The organism is Stenotrophomonas sp. 05N423, assembly GCF_056397145.1.
The window spans coordinates 223,150-239,736 of the sequence record NZ_JBFTMV010000006.1 but is presented as its reverse complement, the minus strand read 5'-3'; the positions used below and the strand labels follow the sequence as shown (position 1 = coordinate 239,736).

Below are 16,587 nucleotides of genomic sequence, written 5' to 3'. Positions count from 1 at the left end.
GTTCAAGCGCCGCGGCTCGTCCACCGTGGTGATGGGCGCCTCGTTCCGCTCGACCGCACAGATCGAGGCGCTGGCCGGCTGCGACCGCCTGACCATCTCGCCGGACCTGCTGGAAAAGCTCGACGCCGACATGGGCGAGCTGCCGCGCAGGCTCTCGCCGCAGCCGGCCGAAGCGGTCAACGTCGCTGCGATCGATGAAGCGAAGTTCAACGCCGACATGGCCGCCGACCCGATGGCGACCGAGAAGCTGGCCAGCGGCATCGATGCCTTCGCCAGGGATCTGCACACCCTGCGGCAGAACATCGCCACTCGACTCGCCTGAGGCCCGCCATGACCCCGATGCGTACCCCGCTCCCACTCCTGCTCGCCGCCGGCCTGTGCCTGCTGGCCAGCGCCTGCGCCACGCCGGCCGCGCGCCATGCGGTTCCCGAGATCCGCCCGGGTGTCGCCCGCGGCTATCTGGAGACGGAGCAGCTGCCGGACAGCATCGCCCTGCTGCCGCCGCCGCCCGCGCCGGGTTCGGCCGCGTTCGCGCTGGACGAGCAGGTCAACCAGGCCCGTGCCCTGCGCGGCACGCCACGCTGGCAGCAGGCCATCGCCGACGCCAACCTGCAGTTTCCCGAGGCCGCGTCGATCTTCGCCTGCGCCATCGGCACCCGCATCGACGAAACCCGCACGCCGCGCCTGTACGGCCTGCTGCGCCGCACCCGCACCGACGCGGCGGTGGTCAGCGATGCCGCCAAGCACCGCTACAACCGCACGCGGCCGTTCATGGTCAACGGCGAATCCACCTGCACGCCGGACAAGGAAGCCGGGCTGGCGGAGAACGGCTCGTATCCGTCGGGCCATACCTCCATCGGCTGGGCATGGGCGCTGATCCTGGCCGAGCTGGCGCCGGACCGCAGCGACGCCATCCTTGCCCGCGGCCGCAGCTACGGCGAAAGCCGGCTGGTGTGCAACGTACACTGGCACAGCGACGTGCTGTCCGGGCGCTTCATGGGTTCGGCGGTGGTCGCGCGCCTGCATGCCGATCCGCAGTTCCGCCACGACATGGACGCCGCGCGCGCGGAACTGGCGGCAGCGCGCGCACGCAACGGCGCGCCGCCAGCCGATTGCGACGCCAGCGCGGCTGCTCTGGCCCAGCCGCTGCCGACCGCGGCCTACTGACCCGCCACAGGTTCCGTTACCGGTTGCTCTCTCCCTCCCTCCGGTATCGCCGCGACCGCGCCGTCATGGCCCGGTCGCTTTTTTTTGCGGTCGACTCGAGAGTCCCGCGTTCCGCCTGCGTATCCGCCGGCTGACGCCATGCGGGTGGGCGCGGACCCGATTCCACCCGGGTTTCCAGGCCCGATTTCCCCCGCGGCCGCTATGCGGAGTTCCGCATCGGTCGCCCGCGTTTCGTGCTATCGGCAGATACCCCGCTCTCAAGACCATGGCAGAGGCGCCATTGCGTCCTTTGCTGCCGTGGCATGCGCGACGCGTGCGCGGCCGACACACTTCGGGGAGGGGATATGAGGGTTACACGGAAACGCAGCATCATCGCCAGCGCCATCGTCACGGCGCTGCTGCCGTCGCTGGCAATGGCGCAGGAGGCAAAAAGCGACACCACCACGTCGCTGGACAAGGTGGAAGTCACCGGCTCGCGCATCAAGCGCACCGAGATCGAAGGCATCGATCCGGTGCTGGTGGTCACCGCGCAGGACCTGGAGCATCAGGGCTTCGCCAACGTCTACGACGCGCTGTCGAACCTGTCGGTGAACACCGGCATCTTCGTCGGCGAGGAAAGCACCAACAACTTCAACGCCAATGCGCAGGCGTTGAACCTGCGCGGCTTCGGCCCCGGCTACACGCTGGTGCTGCTCAACGGCCGCCGCATCCCGGTGCTGCCCAAGCCCTCCGGCGGCATCAGCGGCAACGTCACCAACCTGGCGATGATCCCGACCTCGGCGGTGGACCGCGTCGAGATCCTGACCAGCGGTGCGTCGGCCATCTACGGTTCGGACGCAGTGGCCGGCGTGGTCAACGTCATCCTCAAGGACAGGATCGAAGGCACCACCGTGTCCTGGCGCCACGGCGACACCGTGCATGGCGGCGGCCGCTCCGAGCGCGCCACGGTCACCACCGGTTTCGAGTTCGGCGACACCCGCATCAGCGCCGGGCTGGAATGGGACAAGCGCTGGCCCATCCGCGGCGACCAGCGCAGCTGGTTCGACTCGCCCGAGCGCTCGCCCGACCCCGACTACCGCGAACCGACCCAGGTGATGTCGTTCTGGGACCGCGACACCGGCTGGGACCTGCTCGACATCGGCGACCGCTGTGGCAGCCTGGGCTACAAGGCCGCGCGCCCCGGCTGGGCCGGCGAAGGCAGCGAAAAATACTGCGGCGACAACGATTTCGACAGCTACACCGTGCGCAACGGTCGCAAGCGCCTGTTCGGCTTCCTCAACCTCAGCCATCGCCTCGGCGATCATGAGCTGTACGCCACCGCGCTTTCCACCCGCTCGCGCGCCGATGCCGGCCTGTACCGCTACGGCTTCGCTGTGGACTATGAAGTGGTCGAGGACATGCAGGCGCCGGTGCCCGACGCGACGGCATGGCGGCATATCTACCGCACTTTCCGCAACTCCGAGTTCACCGGCAGCAACCAGTCGTTCAAGGAAGACAACGACGTCTTCATCGCCGGCATCCGCGGCACCGTGGGCAAGCTGGACTACAGCCTGAACTACAACTACGGCCGCTACCACTACCGCGACAGCGTGGACCGCTTCAACGACCAGGCCATGCTCTCGCTGCTGTTCGGCCAGCAGGGCCGCGACTGGTCGTTCCCCTGGTCCGGCAGCCGCTGGGTGCGGGTCGGCAAGGACCGGCTCGACGGCAACCTGCTGCCGGATGGCGACCTGGATTTCTTCGGCACGCTCACCCCGGACCAGTTCCACGACGCGATGTACACCTCGGTCGGCGACGGCCGCTCCACCTCGCAGGCATTCACCGCCGACCTGTCCGGTTCGCTGTTCGAACTGCCGGCCGGGCCGCTGGCCTTCGCCGCCGTGGCCGAAGCCAATCGCGATACCTACCGCTTCATCACCGACCAGCCCACCGTCGATGGCGAGATCTACGGCTGGAGCGGCATCCGCGGCCAAGGCAAGCGCAACCACTACGCGCTGGGCACGGAATTCTCGGTGCCGCTGCTGGCCGCCGGCTCCGGCTTTGGCCAGTGGGACGCGAAGCTGGCCGCGCGCTATGACTACTACGACGACGCTTCCGATGTCGGCGGCGCCTTCACCTGGCAGGCCGGCCTGAGCTGGCGTCCGTCGGACTGGCTGCTGGTGCGCGCTTCCCGTGCAACTTCGTTCCGCGCGCCGGACATGCACGTGATGTTCGCCGAACGCAGTTCGTCCTACACCAGCGGCGTGGACTACCTGGCCTGCGTGGAGGGCGAGAAGCTCGCGCGCGGCGCGAGCTGGCAGGGCTGCGGCGAGAAGTACGGCACCGGCTCGATCCGCCAGTACTCCGAGGGCGATCCGGCCCTGCGCGAGGAGAAGGGTTCCAGCGACACCATCGGCCTGGTCGCCCAGCTCGGCAACAACCATTCCTTCAGCCTGGACTGGTACAGCGTCGAACTGAACGACCAGGTCGGCGTCATCGGCGCCGACGCGGTGCTGCGCTACGCCGCCGAATGCGCACTGGGCTACGACATCCAGGGCGTGGACGTGGACGCCAACTCGCCCAAGTGCCAGACCATGCTGTCGCGCGTGCAGCGCGGCGGCCGCGGCGACGGCGTGCAGTCGGTCATCACCAGCCCGTTCAACACCGGCATGTACCGCCAGGACGGCGTGGACATGACCTGGAACTCCAGCCTGCCGACCGACCACTGGGGCCGTTTCTCCGCGCGCATCGGCTATACCCACATCCTCAAGACGCTCAGCCGCTACCTGCCCGAGGACGAGGTCGAGAACATCCGCGACCGGCAGTGGAACAACGAGTTCCGCACCCGCTCCAACATGACCCTGGGCTGGGACTACAAGCGCGTATCCAGTTACGTGCACATCAACCGGCTCGGCTCCTCGCCGGTACGCTGGGCCGACGGGTACGAGCGTTTCAAGCCGTGGACCACGGTGAACCTGTCGCTGGGCTACCGCGCCACCGACGCGCTCTCGTTCAACCTGGCCGTGGTCAACGTGCTGGACAAGAAGCCCTGGCGCCACGCATCGGAGAAGTGGTGGCCTTATGCGGACATCAGCAAGTACAACCCGGCCGGCGCCGAGTACTTCATGACCGTCGAATACAGGCTCTGAGCAACGACCCGGGCATGAGCCCGGTGCGACAGCCACCGTGACGCCGTATGTCGCGGTGGCTGTTTCTTTTCATGGGCACCGGTGGACGGAAACGCCGCTCCACGCCGGTTCCGCCGCCGGCACGCCTGCATGGAACCGCGCCGGCATCGCCGGCGCGGTCGCCCCGCTCAGGGCCGGATGCCACCCATCGCGTTGCCCCGCGTCGCACAAGGCTGGGCCGCTCCACGGCAACGACGCGTATCGCCGGTCATGTCGACGTTGAACGCATCGCCGTTCTCCCCGTACATCGGCGCCTGCGTTCCCTGCTGCCCATAGCGCACCTGCAGCCCGATGCTGGTGCTGCGCATCGCGTTGCGGCCCTGCTCCCGGCCCAGCAGCAGCGAGAACATCCAACCGCTGTCCAGTTGCAGGTCCATGCCCGCACCGATGGAGAGCATGTCGTCGTTGTAGCTGCGCATGGCCAGCACGTAATCGGCGTCACGCGGGCGCTGCACGTAGTTCACCGACACGTCGCCGCGGTTCTCCAGCGCACCGCGGTACTCGATGCGCCAGTGCGGGCGCCAGCTCAGCCGCTCGCCCTTGAACGCCAGGCTGCCCTCCAGCCCCACCGCCAACGCGCTGTTGCCCACCCGCTGCCGGCCATAGACCAGGTCGTAGGCCTCCAGCCCGCGCTCGCGGTAGCCGTCCAGCGTGGCGCGGTGGCCGTCGTAGCGGCCATAGCCGGTCAGGCTCAGGCCCGAGGCGCTGCGGTGTTCGTAACCGAAGGTCAGCGCCCCGAACCACTGCTCGCCCGCGCGCGTGGCATGGGCGCTGGTGTTGGCCAGTTCGCTCCAGCGGACCAGGTCGAAGTCCAGTTGGCCGTTGGCCAGCAGGCCGTCCACGAACAGGTGCTCACCCATGCGCCACAGGCCATACACCGCCAGCGAGCGCTGGTCGGCATCCACCTTGGACGGGGTGCCGTCGAAGTCCGTGCCCTGCCTGCCCCAGCTGCCGGCCAGGCCCAGCAGCACGTTCTCGCCCACCGCCCGGTCCGCGCCCAGGGTGAGGCCGCCGGTGTTGAAGTCGAAACCGCCGCCGGCGCGGCCATTGCGCCCGGTCTTGCCGAAGGTCGCCGTACCGGCCAGCCACAGGCCCCAGCCTTCCGGCAGGGTGGGCAACGCGGCCTCGGCCACGCGGCCCACCGGCATCGTCAGCCCCGGCACGCCCTGGCTGCCGGCATAGGCCAGCGCAAGGTTGACGTTGCTGGCGTTGTGCCCGCTGCGCACCTGCCGCAGGCGGTCGCGGATGTTGTCGCCCTGCACCTGGGCAAAGCGCACGCTGGCGTCGGCCTGGGCCTGGATGCCACCGCTGACCTGCGCGTCCAGCGTCGGGTCCGGACGTGGGCTGACCACCAGCGTGACCGCCACCATGCCGGTGAGGTAGTTGGGGGTCGCCGCCTGGGTCGCGGTCAGCGTGGTGCTGCCTTCGCCCACCAGGGTCACGGTGCGGCCGCTGACCGTGGCCACCGCCGGGTTGCTGCTGGCGAAGGTGAACGCACCGGGGCTGGTGCTCTGCGGCAGCGGCAGCTCGAAATCGGCCTGGCCGTACATCTTCTGCAGGTCGCCGATCCAGCTCAGGCTCGGGGCCGCCACCAGTTCGGTGGCGCTGTCCGGCTCGCCTTCGCCGGCCAGGTTGTAGGCGGCCACGGTGAACACGTAGCTCACCCCGTCAGCCAGCCCCTGCACCAGGATCGGCGAGCCGCTGCCGGTGGCCGTGACCACGCCCGGCGTGGCCGCCGCGCGCAGGCTCATCGTGCGGGCCGCCGGTGCCGCGCTGGCCTGCGGCGTGGCGGTGACCCGGTAACCGTCGATATGCGCACCACCCGTGGACACCGGCGGCGTGAACGCCACGCTGACCTGGCCCGGTGCCACCGGCGTCAGCGTCTGGATCGCCGGCACGCCCGGCGGCACCGGCTCGATCCGGAACGTGCGCGTGGCCGAGGCCGGGCGATGGGTGGCATCGCCGGCCTGCGCCACCACCAGGGTGCAGCTGCCGGCCTGCACGAAGGCCAGCTGGCCCTCGGTCGTGACCGTGCACACGTCCTGCGTCTGCGAGGCGAACGTCACCGGCAGGCCGGAGTCGGCACGCGCCGACAGCACCGGCACCTGGTCGAAGCGCCGCGGGCCGATCTCCTCGAAGATCACCGTCTGCAGTACCTGCGGCACCACCGGGGCCGACGGCGCCGACGGCGTGCTGCCGCCGCCGGCCTGGCCGGAGGCGGCCACGGTGAAGGTGTAGCTCACCCCATCGGTCAGCCCGCGCACCGTGATCGGCGAACCGGTGCCGGTGGCGGTGATGCCGCCCGGCTGCGCGGTGACCGTGTAGGTGATGGTCTCGCCGGTGGCGGGCGACGGGGTGAAGTGCACCTCCACCTCGCCCGAGCCGACCACGGTCACCTCGCCCGGCACCGGCGCGGCCGGCGCCAGCGCGGTGACGCTGAACGACTGCGTCAGCGACGCGGCCTTGTGGCTGGCATCGCCGTCCTGGTGCACCGTCACCGTACAGGTGCCGGCGCTGGCGAAGCCGAGCACGCCCGCGCTGGTGACCGCACACACCGCCGGCGTGGACGAAACAAACCGCAGCGGCAGGCCCGAGTCCACCGACGCCGCCAGCGTCGGCGTGGTGCCGAATGCCTGCGCGCCCGGGTTGGCGAAGGTGATGACCTGCGCGCCCTGCGCCACCGTCACGCTCACCCTGGCCGGAGCCGAGGTGCCACCGGGACCGGTGGCGGTCCAGGTGAAGCTGTCCGCGCCGGCGTAGCCCGCCGTCGGCGTGTAGGTCACCACGTTGCCGGTGACGCTCACCGTGCCATGCGTCGGGCCGACGGCAACCGCAAGACTGGTATGCACGCCGCTGATGGAAGCCGACAGATCAATCGCCTTGCCGCTGCTCCCGTACGGCACCGCCACGCCGCTGCGGTCCGCCGCGACCGGCGCGGCCGGGGTGGTGACGGTCAGGCTCACCGTGGCGACGTTGGACGTACCACCCACGCCCGTGGCGGTGTAAGTGAAGCTGTCCGTACCGAAGTAGCCGGTCGTCGGCGTGTAGGTCACCACGTTGCCGGCCACGCTCGTCGTGCCATGTGCCGCCGCGGTGCCGACCGCGATGCTGTGGTACATGCCGGTGATCGAATCGGAGAGATCGATCGCCATGCCGGTACTCCCGTACGGCACGGCCACGCCGGTCTTGTCCGCTGCCACCGGCTTGTCGATGAAGGTGTAGATGACGTTGCCGATGCTCGTCTGGCCGTTGACCGCGACCGTCACGGTGACCGGGCCGCTGCCGATGCCCGGCGTGGTGACCGTCAGCGAGGTCGCCGACGCCGCCGTGACCGTGCCGTTGCCGGCGCTGCCGAAGGTCACGGTATTGTTGCCCGGGGTGGTGCTGAAGCCGGTACCGCTGACCGTCACCATCTGGCTGACCGGACCGGCGTTCGGCGAGATGGCGGTGACCGTCGGGACGACGGCGAAACCGTTGCCGCTGGTCGACGGCGTGGCCGTATACCCGCTTGGCGTGAACCCGTCCAGCACAAACCCCGAAGTCGACCCCGTGACGGCCCCGCTGTAACCAAGCGTAATGGTGCAGCTGCCCGGTGGCACGACGATGTTGCCGAACTGGACGGTGCTCGAGGTCGGAGCCGACTCCGAGCCGATCGAACACGACCCGCCGGACGCACCGGCCATCCGCGTGACCAGCGACGGCGAGGTGAGCACCGCATCGAAGGCGGGGCTGCTCGATGCGTTCGGGTTGGTGAACGTGATCGTCACCTGGCCAGCCGCACCCACGCCGATCGAGCCGGGCTGGAAATCGATCGAAGCCACGATACGGTCGGCCGCACCGATGGCGATGCTCTGCTGGATCTGCGCCGCCGCGTTCCAGTTGGTATCGCCGGTCTGGTTGGCGTTGATCAGGCAGGTGCCGACGCCGGTAAAGGTCACCGCGCCACCGGAAAGCGTGCAGCCGCTGCTGCCGCCATCCAGCGAAAGGGTCGGATCCAGCCCGGAACTCGCTGTCGCGACCACGCTGTAGGATGCGCCCCCGACCTGCGCCGGGCCCGGCGGGGTCGAGGTGAAGGCGAGCGTCTGCTGACCCTTGGCGATCGTCACGTTGACGATCGCACCTGCCGCCATGACCGACGGGGCCTGGCTGTCGGACACCCTGAGCTGATAGGAGAAGCTGCCCGCGGTAGTGGGCGTGCCCGAAACCAGACCGGTCGAGGCATCGAGCGAGGTGCCCGGTGCGAACGCGCCCGCCTGCAAGGCATAGGTATAGGGCGCGATGCCGCCCGTTGCCGTATTGCTTTGGCTGTAGCTGCCACCCACGATCAGCCCCGAGGCCGCGCCGGAGCTGATCGCCAGGTTCGCCGGCGTCACCGTGAAGCTCTGCACGACATCGGTCGCGGAGCTCCAGGTGGCATCGCCGGCCTGGCTGGCGGTGATCGAACAGCTGCCCGTCTGCAACAGGGTGACCGAAGTACCGGCAACCGAGCAGACTCCCGTCGTGGTCGAGGCGAAGCCGACCGTCAGGCCCGAGGATGCCGTGGCCGACAGGGTCAGCGGCGAGGCACTGAGCGAGGCGTCGGGCAACGGGTTGAACGTGATCGCCTGGCTTCCCTGGGCCACAGTGACGCTGTAAGACTGGGGCCGGGTGTAGGGACCGCCGCTGCCCGGGCTCGAGCTGTCGGTCGCCGTGATGTCGAAGTTGAAGATGCCGGCGGCGGTCGGCGTGCCCGACAGCGTGCCGCCCGACAGGGTCAAGCCTGGCGGCAGCGTCCCGGCGGTCCGCGCGTAGCTGTAAGCCGCGGTGCCGCCACCGGCGGTGAAGGACTGCGAATAGGCGACACCGGCGGTGCCACCCGGCAACGCCCCTGCCGCCGGCGACAGGGTCAGTACCGGCCCCGCGATCGTCAGCGACAGCGCACCGGTCACCTGCGTGAAGGGTCCGGTACCGAGCGAGCTGTCGGTCACGGTGGCGGTGAAGTTGAAGGTGCCGCTTGCCCCCGGCGTGCCGCTGATCGTGCAGTCGGCATTGAGTTGCGTACCCGCCGGCAGAGCGCCGGTGGCCAACGCGGTCGAGCAGCTGTAGGGCGCCCTGCCGCCGGAAGTACTGATCTGCAGGCCCGACAGCGCGACGCCCCGTGTTCCGTTGCCGATCAATGTCGAGGACAGCACCGGGTTGCTGACCGGCACGGTGACCGTCGCCGGAGTGGAGGTACCGCCCGCATTGCTCGCAGTGAACGTGAAGCTGTCATTGCCGCGGAAGCCGATCGGTGCGGAGTACGTCACCAGCCCCGCCGCGTTGATCGACACCGAGCCCCCCTGCGCGGTGGTGGCCGAACCGACGGCATGGCTGGTCGGGGCATTGGTGGCATGGCCGGCAACGCTGAACGTCGCGCCGGTGGCGTTGTAGACGACCGGCGGTGCCGTGAACGCACTGGAGACCGGCGGCGCAACATAGGTGTACTGATCGCTCGCGCTGGTGGCGCTGGTGCCACCGGGCGTGGTGACGGTGACATCATAGGTGCCCGCGGCGTTCGCCGGCGATGTGGCCGTGATCTGGGTGTTGCTGTTGATGGAATAGGTGGCGTTGGTGGTGCCGAACTTCACCGCACCCGTCGGATTGGCCGCGCTGAAGCCGGTGCCAGTGATGATCACCGTGGTACCGCCTGCCGTCGGCCCGGCGTTGGGTGAAACGCTGGTGAGCGTGGGCATCTGTGTCACGGTGTGCGTCGGGCCGCCGATGTACCCGCCGCTCAGAGGGTTGCTGGCGGCATCGGCAATGCCGGTGCCGCTGTTTTTTACATCCAGCTTCAAGGTGCCATTGCCGGTAATGCTGTTGACGGTGACGGTATACATGGCGCCACTGCCGCTTACCGTAACCACGCCGGTCGCGTCGCCGGTCTTCGTCAGAGTGAAATCACCGGCGTCAACGCCCGTCACCGGCTCGCTGAAGGTCACGGTGAAACTCACCGAGGTGGCGCCGGCCGCCGGGGTGCCGACCAGCACAACGCTGGCGACCGTGGGCGGGGTGGTGTCCGGCAGCGGCGCATTGTTGGTGACTGACTTATTGGCAAAACTGGCAGCCGGTTCGCCGCTCTCGTAATCGGAGACGGTCCCGCCGGCATAGTCCAAGGTCACCGTGGCGCCCCCCACGATAGCCTGGGGGAGATACAGGATCACTGTCCGGCCAACGGCCCGAGTTGCCGACGAGACTGAATACCCAGCGCTACTCCCATTCACCTTGACGGTGAACTCGATGCCAGAAGCGCTGTAATTGAAATCCTGCGACCACGTCACGAAGATCCTCATGCCATCGTTGGAAGTTTCGGCACTCACAAACGTGGGCGCCGCCGCCTGGGCCGGCGCGGCCAGCGCCAGCAGCAGGCACCCGACAGACCACAGGCCCAGCAGGAAGCGGAACGAGCGGGTCTTGAGGCGGGAAATGAGCGTCATGGCGAGGTTTCCATTCGGAGGCGATGGCACCAGCGCTTGCGGGGCAAGGCTGGGCGATTCAACGGTGTACGAGGTGGCAAGTGACATGGCGGCCCTTCAGCAACGCGGGGAGATGAACCGCCCGGGTTGGCCCCGGCTGCCGGTTTCATGAAAAAAACGGAGCCCGCGCCTTGCAGGGAATTGCCCCGCAAGGCAATGCACAGGCGTAGAGGCGGTGCGGGGCCAACGGGCCGGGCGTGACGCGGCAGGCATTGCCGGCGTGGGCGCACGGGCCGCGCCGCAGAGGGCATGCCTTTCCCCCTCCGGGCCACCTTCCGGCACCCCATTCCTGTCGCTCATACGCCCCCGTCAGCCCTGCATGAAGGGAGGGCCGCATGCAGCGCCCCGCCCGTGAAATGAACCCTTCGATACCCCTACCGTTGAAAGCGGCCAGATCCAATCACGCAGATTTGCATCGGGCCGATTTCCGCCAACCGCCCCTACCCGAGGCCGTGGTGGTCCCGCCGGTTCACGGGTTGTACGGCGTTATCGGCTGGCCCGGCATGGCCTTGAGCCACGCGGCCGTCAGGGGCGGAAACGCCAAGGGCCGCCCCCTGCGGGGCGGCCCTTGGCTCAACACCGGCATCGCGGTGGCCTGCCCGTATCAGGGTGCGGCGCGGGTATTCCAGTCCGGCGTCGGCCGCTTCAGCAGGTGGCGCACGAAGAAGTCGAACTTGCGGCGCTGGATGTAGTCGACCGGCTCCTGCGAGCGGCCCACGCCGTGGCCGGTGCCGGGCACGGTGAGCAGGTCGAAGTCCTTGCCGGCGCGGATCAGCGCGTCGGCCACCTGGTAGGTCGAGGCCGGGTCGACGTTCTCGTCCTGCTCGCCGACGATCAGCAGCAGCCGGCCGCGCAGCCGGTGCGCGTTGTCCACCCCGGAGGCGCGCGCGTAGCTGCCGTCCACCGGCCAGCCCATCCACTGCTCGTTCCAGCTGAGCTTGTCCATGCGGTTGTCGTAGCAACCGTTGTAGGCCACCGCCACGGTGTAGAACTCCGGGTGGAACTCCAGCGCGTTGAGCGCGTTCTGGCCTCCAGCCGAGGCGCCGTAGACGCCCACGCCGCCGCTGATGTCGTAGGAGGGATCGCGCGCGGCCATCGCCCGGTGCCAGGCGATGCGGTCGGGGAAGCCGGCATCGCCCAGGTTCTTCCAGGCCACATCGTGGAAGGCCTTGGAGCGGTTCATCGTGCCCATGCCGTCGATCTGCACGACAATGAAGCCCAGGTCGGCCAGCGCCTGCGCGCCGATCAGGCGCTCGTTGCTGGACTGCGAATCGAACGGCCAGAACTTCTTCTGCACGTGCGAATCGTGCGGGCCGGCGTAGATGCTTTCGATCACCGGGTACCGGCGCGACGGATCGTAGTGCGTGGGCCGCACCACCAGCCCCCAGATCGGCGTCTTTCCGTCACGGCCGGGAGCGCTGAAGGTCTCCGGGGCGCGGTAGCCGGCGGCGAACAGCGCGCTGGCGTCGCCGTGTTCGAGCGTGTCCAGCAGGCGGCCGTCGCGCGCATCGCGCAGTTCGGTGACGTTGGGTTGGTCCAGCCGCGACCAGGTATCGACGTAGTGCGCCATGTCCGGCGCCAGGCTCAGTTCGTGCCAGCCTTCGCCCGGGGTCATGTGGACCAGGTTGCCGCCGTCGAAGTCGACGCGGTAGAAGTGCTGCAGGTACGGGTCGCCCGGCTCGCGGCCGTTGGCGGCGAACCAGATCTGGCCACGCTGTTCGTCCACCTTGACGATCTGCCGCACCACCCACGGCCCGCGGGTGAGCTGGCGCAGGCCGCCGCTGCGGCCGTCCACCATGTACAGGTGGTTCCAGCCGTCGCGCTCGGACATCCACACGATCCGCCCGCCACGCCCGCCCACGTCATGGAAATCGGCGCGTTGCCACCAGCTGTTGACGAAGGTGTCGCTGCGCTCTTCCACCACGCTGCGCGCCGCGCCGGTGTGCGCGTCCACCTCGATCAGCCGTACCCGCTGGAAGCCACGTTCGGTGTAGCGGAACGCCAGCGTGCGGCCATGGGCGCGGAACTGCGGCGCGCTGATTTCGTAGGGGTTGGCGAACAGCGCGGTCGGCACGTCGATGCGACGGCCGCTGGCGACCTCGAAGATCACCGGGCGGTCGATGTCGACCGCATCGCCGGGCTTGGGATACAGCTGGGTGCGCACGCGCGGCTGCACCTGGTCGCGCGGCGAGGTTTCCACCCGCGTTACCCGGCGCGCGTCGCCCGGCTTCACCCGCAGCACCATGAAACGGCTGGAATCCGGCGACCAGACGATGCTTTCCGGGTCGTAGAAATCGGTGTCGGCGCCATCGCGCGCCAACGCTTTGCTGGTGCCGTCGGCCAGGGTGCGCAGCAGCACGCTGCCGTCGCGCACGAAGGCTTCCATGCGGCCGTCCGGCGAACGCTGCGGCGTGTCGTCGGCCGCCACCGAAAGATCGCGCACCACGCCCCAGCCGCGCGGCCGCGGCGACGGGCCGGGGGCGCTCCAGCGCGCGCAGCGGTATTCGCCGCCCAGTTCGCAGCGCACCCAGCCGTTGTCCATCCAGGCGCGCAGCGCCTTGCCGTCCTTGTCGATTTCGTAGTCGGAGAACGGCAGCCGCCGGCCGTCCACGCCACGGCCTAGCAGCGGCGCCAGCGCCGTGGCCAGCCGCGCCTGGTCGAAGGCGGGCTCTGCCTGCGCCTGCCCCACCTGGCGCACCACGAACTCGAAACCGCCCGGCGCGGTGCGACGGTAGCGGTAGCGTTCGCCGTCGATCCAGGTCGCCGGGCCGGCCAGCCCCTTGGTCAGGTACATCCACTGCTCACGCAACTGCAGCGAGCGCGCGAACGCCGCTTCATCCGGCACCGGCGGCGCCGTATCCTGCGCGAAGGCCGGCAGGCTGGCGCAGGCCAGTGCGAGCAGCCAGCCACGAAGGTGGCGATGGACGGTCCTGGATCGAGGCATGCGGTCGTTCTCCCCTTGCGCGTGGTCAGGCGAATGGCTGGTCGATGGCGACGGACGGTGGGGTGAACCACTGCGCGCCGTCGGCGGTGACATGGAAATGGTCTTCCAGGCGCACGCCGAAGCGGCCCGGCACCACGATCATCGGTTCGTTGCTGCAGCACATGCCCGGCGCCAGCGGCAGGCGGTTGCCGCGCACCAGGTACGGCGCCTCGTGGATCGCCAGCCCGCAGCCGTGGCCGGTGCGGTGCGGCAGGCCGGGCAGGCGGTAGTCCGGCCCGAGCCCGGCCGCTTCCAGCACGTCGCGCGCAGCCTGGTCCACCGCTTCGCAGGTCACGCCGGGGCGCACCGCGTCGAACGCGGCCTGCTGCGCGGCGCGCTCCAGGTTCCAGATGCGCTGCTGCTCGGGATCGGCTTCGCCGAAGATCCAGGTACGGGTGACGTCGGAGTTGTAGCCCTGAACGCTGCAGCCGGTGTCGATCAGCACCAGTTCGCCGCGGCGCAGGTGCTGCACGCCGGGAATGCCGTGCGGGAATGCGGTGGCATGGCCGAACTGCACGATGCAGAAGGTCGAACCGCCATCGGCGCCGAGCGCGCGGTGGGCCTCGTCGATGAAGCGCACGATCTCGTCGGTGCCGATGCCCTCGCGGGCGATGCCGGCGGCCAGCCGCTGCACCTGCAGGGTCATGTCGCAGGCCTGCTGCATCAGCGCCAGCTCGGCGGGCGACTTGCACATGCGGCAGCCGTCGATGATCGCCGTGGCCGAGGTGATGGCGGCCGCACCGAGATGCGCGGCCAGGCCCACCTGCACGCGATACGGCGCTTCCGGGTCCAGCGCCAGCGTGCGCGCGCCGCGTTCGGCCATGGCCTGGGCCACCAATGCATGCGGGTCCTCGTGTTCTTCCCACAGGCGCTTGCCGGCGGGGATGCGCAGCACCGCGTCCAGCGAGCCTTCCTCGAACACCGGGCAGACCACCAGCGGCTCGCCTTCCAGCGTGAGCAGCATCGCCACCAGCCGCTCGCTGCCGCCCCACGGCACGCCCGCGAACCAGCGCAGCGAAGTGCCGGCGGTGACCAGCAGCGCGTCCACGCCCTGCGCGCGCATCAGGCCGCGCGCGCGTTCCAGCCGTTGCGCGTGTTCGGCATCGCCGATGGGTGCGGCGCGGTGCGGCCACGGCGCCAACTGCGCGCGCGCCTGTTCCAGGGTGAGGTGTCCGATCTGCGTGTTCATGGGGTGGCTCCGATATCCGCGGTGGTGCAATGCTGGTCGATCCAGCGCGGCAGGCCACCCGGGTTGCGGTCACGCAGTTCGGGCGGCAGCAGCGCATCGGGCACATTGTCGTACGCCTGCAGCGCGGTGAAGCGCAGGATCGACGCCGGCAGGCCGACCGCGGTGAAACCGGGCTGGGTCGATGCCGGGAACGGACCACCGTGCTGCTGCGCCGGGCTGACCAGCACGCCGGTGGGCATGCGATTGGCGATCAGGCGACCCACGCGCGGGCGCAGTGCGGCGGCGAGCGGCTGCCACGCGGCATCGTCGCTGCCATCGGCGGCGCGGTACAGCGTGCCGGTGAGCTGGCCCTCCAGCACCGAGGCGATCGCCCGCATCTGGGCGGCGTCGGCCGCGCGCACCAGCAGGCTGCAGGGGCCGAAAGCCTCGGCCTGGAAGCGCCGCGGAGCGGCGAGGAAGTCCTCCGCCCCCACCGTCAGCAGGGTCGGCGCGTGGCGGTAGCCCGCATCGCCGGCACCGCCGCCACAGAGCAGTTGCGCGCCGGCCTCGCGCAGCGCCGTGATCGCATGCCGCAGCGATGCCAGCACACCCTGCGACAGCAGCAGCAACGGAGCGGCCGCGGCGAAGCGCGCCTGCACGTCGGCGACGAAGGCATCGCCGGCCGCGCCTTCCGGCACGATCACCAGCCCCGGGTTGGTACAGAACTGGCCGCTGCCGAGCAGGCACGAGCCGCTGAACTCCTCGGCCAGTGCCGGCCCGCGCTCGGCCAGCGCACCGGGCAGCAGGAACACCGGGTTGAGGCTGGACAGCTCGCCGAAGAAGGGAGTGCCGGCAGCGTCGGCGGCCTGCTTCAAGGCCAGGCCCGCCGCGCGGCTGCCGGTGAAGGCGACCGCGCCCAGCCGCGCATCGCCGGCCAGGGCCAGGCCCAGCGCCGGCTCGACGTCGTACAGCAGCTGCACCGAGGCCGGCGGCAGGCCGGCGGCCTCGGCGGCGCGCTGCGCGTGGCCGGCAAGGCGCTGGCTGGTGGCCGGATGCGCGGGATGCGCCTTGGCGATCACCGGATTGCGCGCGGCGATGGCGGCGGCGAAGTCGCCGCCGGACACGGCATTGAAGGCGAACGGAAAGTTGTTCGGCCCGAACACCAGCACCGGCTTGCCCAGTGGCGCGTGGTGCGAGCGCAGGCCGGCGGCGGTGTCGATCACCGGCTGCGTCCAACTGCGGCCGCGCGCGGCGGCGGCGGTCTGGCGCAGCTGGTTGCAGGTGCGCGGCAGTTCGTTGCCGCGCAGCCGCGGCGAGGCCGGCAGCGCGGTTTCCGCCTGCGCCAGCTGCACCAGCGTGTCGGCGTCGGCTTCCAGCGCGTCCGCATAGGCGTCGAGGAAGGCGGCGATGCGTTCCGGGTCGGTGGCGGCCAGCCGCGGTGCGGCGGCGCTGGCGGCAGCCAGCGCCTGTTCCACGTCGGTCGCGCCGCTGCGCGGGAACGCCGGCCCGATGGCGTCGCCGCTGGCCGGATCGAACGCACGGAAGGTCTCCGTGCCGTCCTGAGCGGCCTGCCAGCGGCCGGCGATGAGCAGGGGCGCGACCGTGTCCACG

The 16,587-nt window shown here is 70.1% G+C and carries 7 protein-coding genes; 3 read left to right on the top strand and 4 right to left on the bottom strand.

Annotated elements, in window-relative coordinates; translation table 11 throughout:
- The 3 genes from AC1DGW_RS11825 to AC1DGW_RS11815 form a co-directional block, all read left to right on the top strand.
- Positions 1-322 (top strand): transaldolase family protein (locus AC1DGW_RS11825; protein WP_478023091.1); only part of this gene is annotated, 322 nt, incomplete at its 5' end.
- Between the two features lie 8 nt (positions 323-330).
- Positions 331-1,167, top strand: a complete 837-nt coding sequence (locus AC1DGW_RS11820) for an acid phosphatase (protein WP_478023089.1) — start codon at positions 331-333, stop codon at positions 1,165-1,167.
- Positions 1,168-1,511: 344 nt separating this feature from the next.
- Complete coding sequence (locus tag AC1DGW_RS11815) at positions 1,512-4,295, top strand: TonB-dependent receptor domain-containing protein (RefSeq protein ID WP_478023087.1); 2,784 nt, start codon at positions 1,512-1,514, stop codon at positions 4,293-4,295.
- Between the two features lie 167 nt (positions 4,296-4,462).
- On the opposite strand, the gene AC1DGW_RS11810 is transcribed toward AC1DGW_RS11815, so the two are convergent.
- The 4 genes from AC1DGW_RS11810 to AC1DGW_RS11795 form a co-directional block, all read right to left on the bottom strand.
- Complete coding sequence (locus AC1DGW_RS11810) at positions 4,463-10,786, bottom strand: autotransporter domain-containing protein (RefSeq protein ID WP_478023085.1); 6,324 nt, start codon at positions 10,784-10,786, stop codon at positions 4,463-4,465.
- A gap of 643 nt (positions 10,787-11,429) precedes the next feature.
- Positions 11,430-13,769 (bottom strand): S9 family peptidase, encoded by a 2,340-nt coding sequence (locus tag AC1DGW_RS11805; RefSeq protein ID WP_478023083.1) that lies wholly within the window; start codon positions 13,767-13,769, stop codon positions 11,430-11,432.
- A gap of 25 nt (positions 13,770-13,794) precedes the next feature.
- Positions 13,795-14,997, bottom strand: coding sequence for a M24 family metallopeptidase (locus tag AC1DGW_RS11800; protein WP_478023080.1), 1,203 nt, complete (start codon positions 14,995-14,997; stop codon positions 13,795-13,797).
- Complete coding sequence (locus tag AC1DGW_RS11795; protein ID WP_478023078.1) at positions 14,994-16,586, bottom strand: aldehyde dehydrogenase family protein; 1,593 nt, start codon at positions 16,584-16,586, stop codon at positions 14,994-14,996. The genes AC1DGW_RS11800 and AC1DGW_RS11795 overlap by 4 nt, the downstream gene beginning before the upstream one ends.
- Position 16,587: the final 1 nt, after the last annotated feature.

Excerpts from the sequence above, each read along its gene's own strand:
- AC1DGW_RS11820 (WP_478023089.1), top strand. The coding sequence starts at position 331 with ATGACCCCGATGCGTACCCCGCTCCCACTCCTGCTCGCCGCCGGCCTG.
- AC1DGW_RS11815 (WP_478023087.1), top strand. The coding sequence starts at position 1,512 with ATGAGGGTTACACGGAAACGCAGCATCATCGCCAGCGCCATCGTCACG.
- AC1DGW_RS11810 (WP_478023085.1), bottom strand. The coding sequence starts at position 10,786 with ATGACGCTCATTTCCCGCCTCAAGACCCGCTCGTTCCGCTTCCTGCTG.
- AC1DGW_RS11805 (WP_478023083.1), bottom strand. The coding sequence starts at position 13,769 with ATGCCTCGATCCAGGACCGTCCATCGCCACCTTCGTGGCTGGCTGCTC.
- AC1DGW_RS11800 (WP_478023080.1), bottom strand. The coding sequence starts at position 14,997 with ATGAACACGCAGATCGGACACCTCACCCTGGAACAGGCGCGCGCGCAG.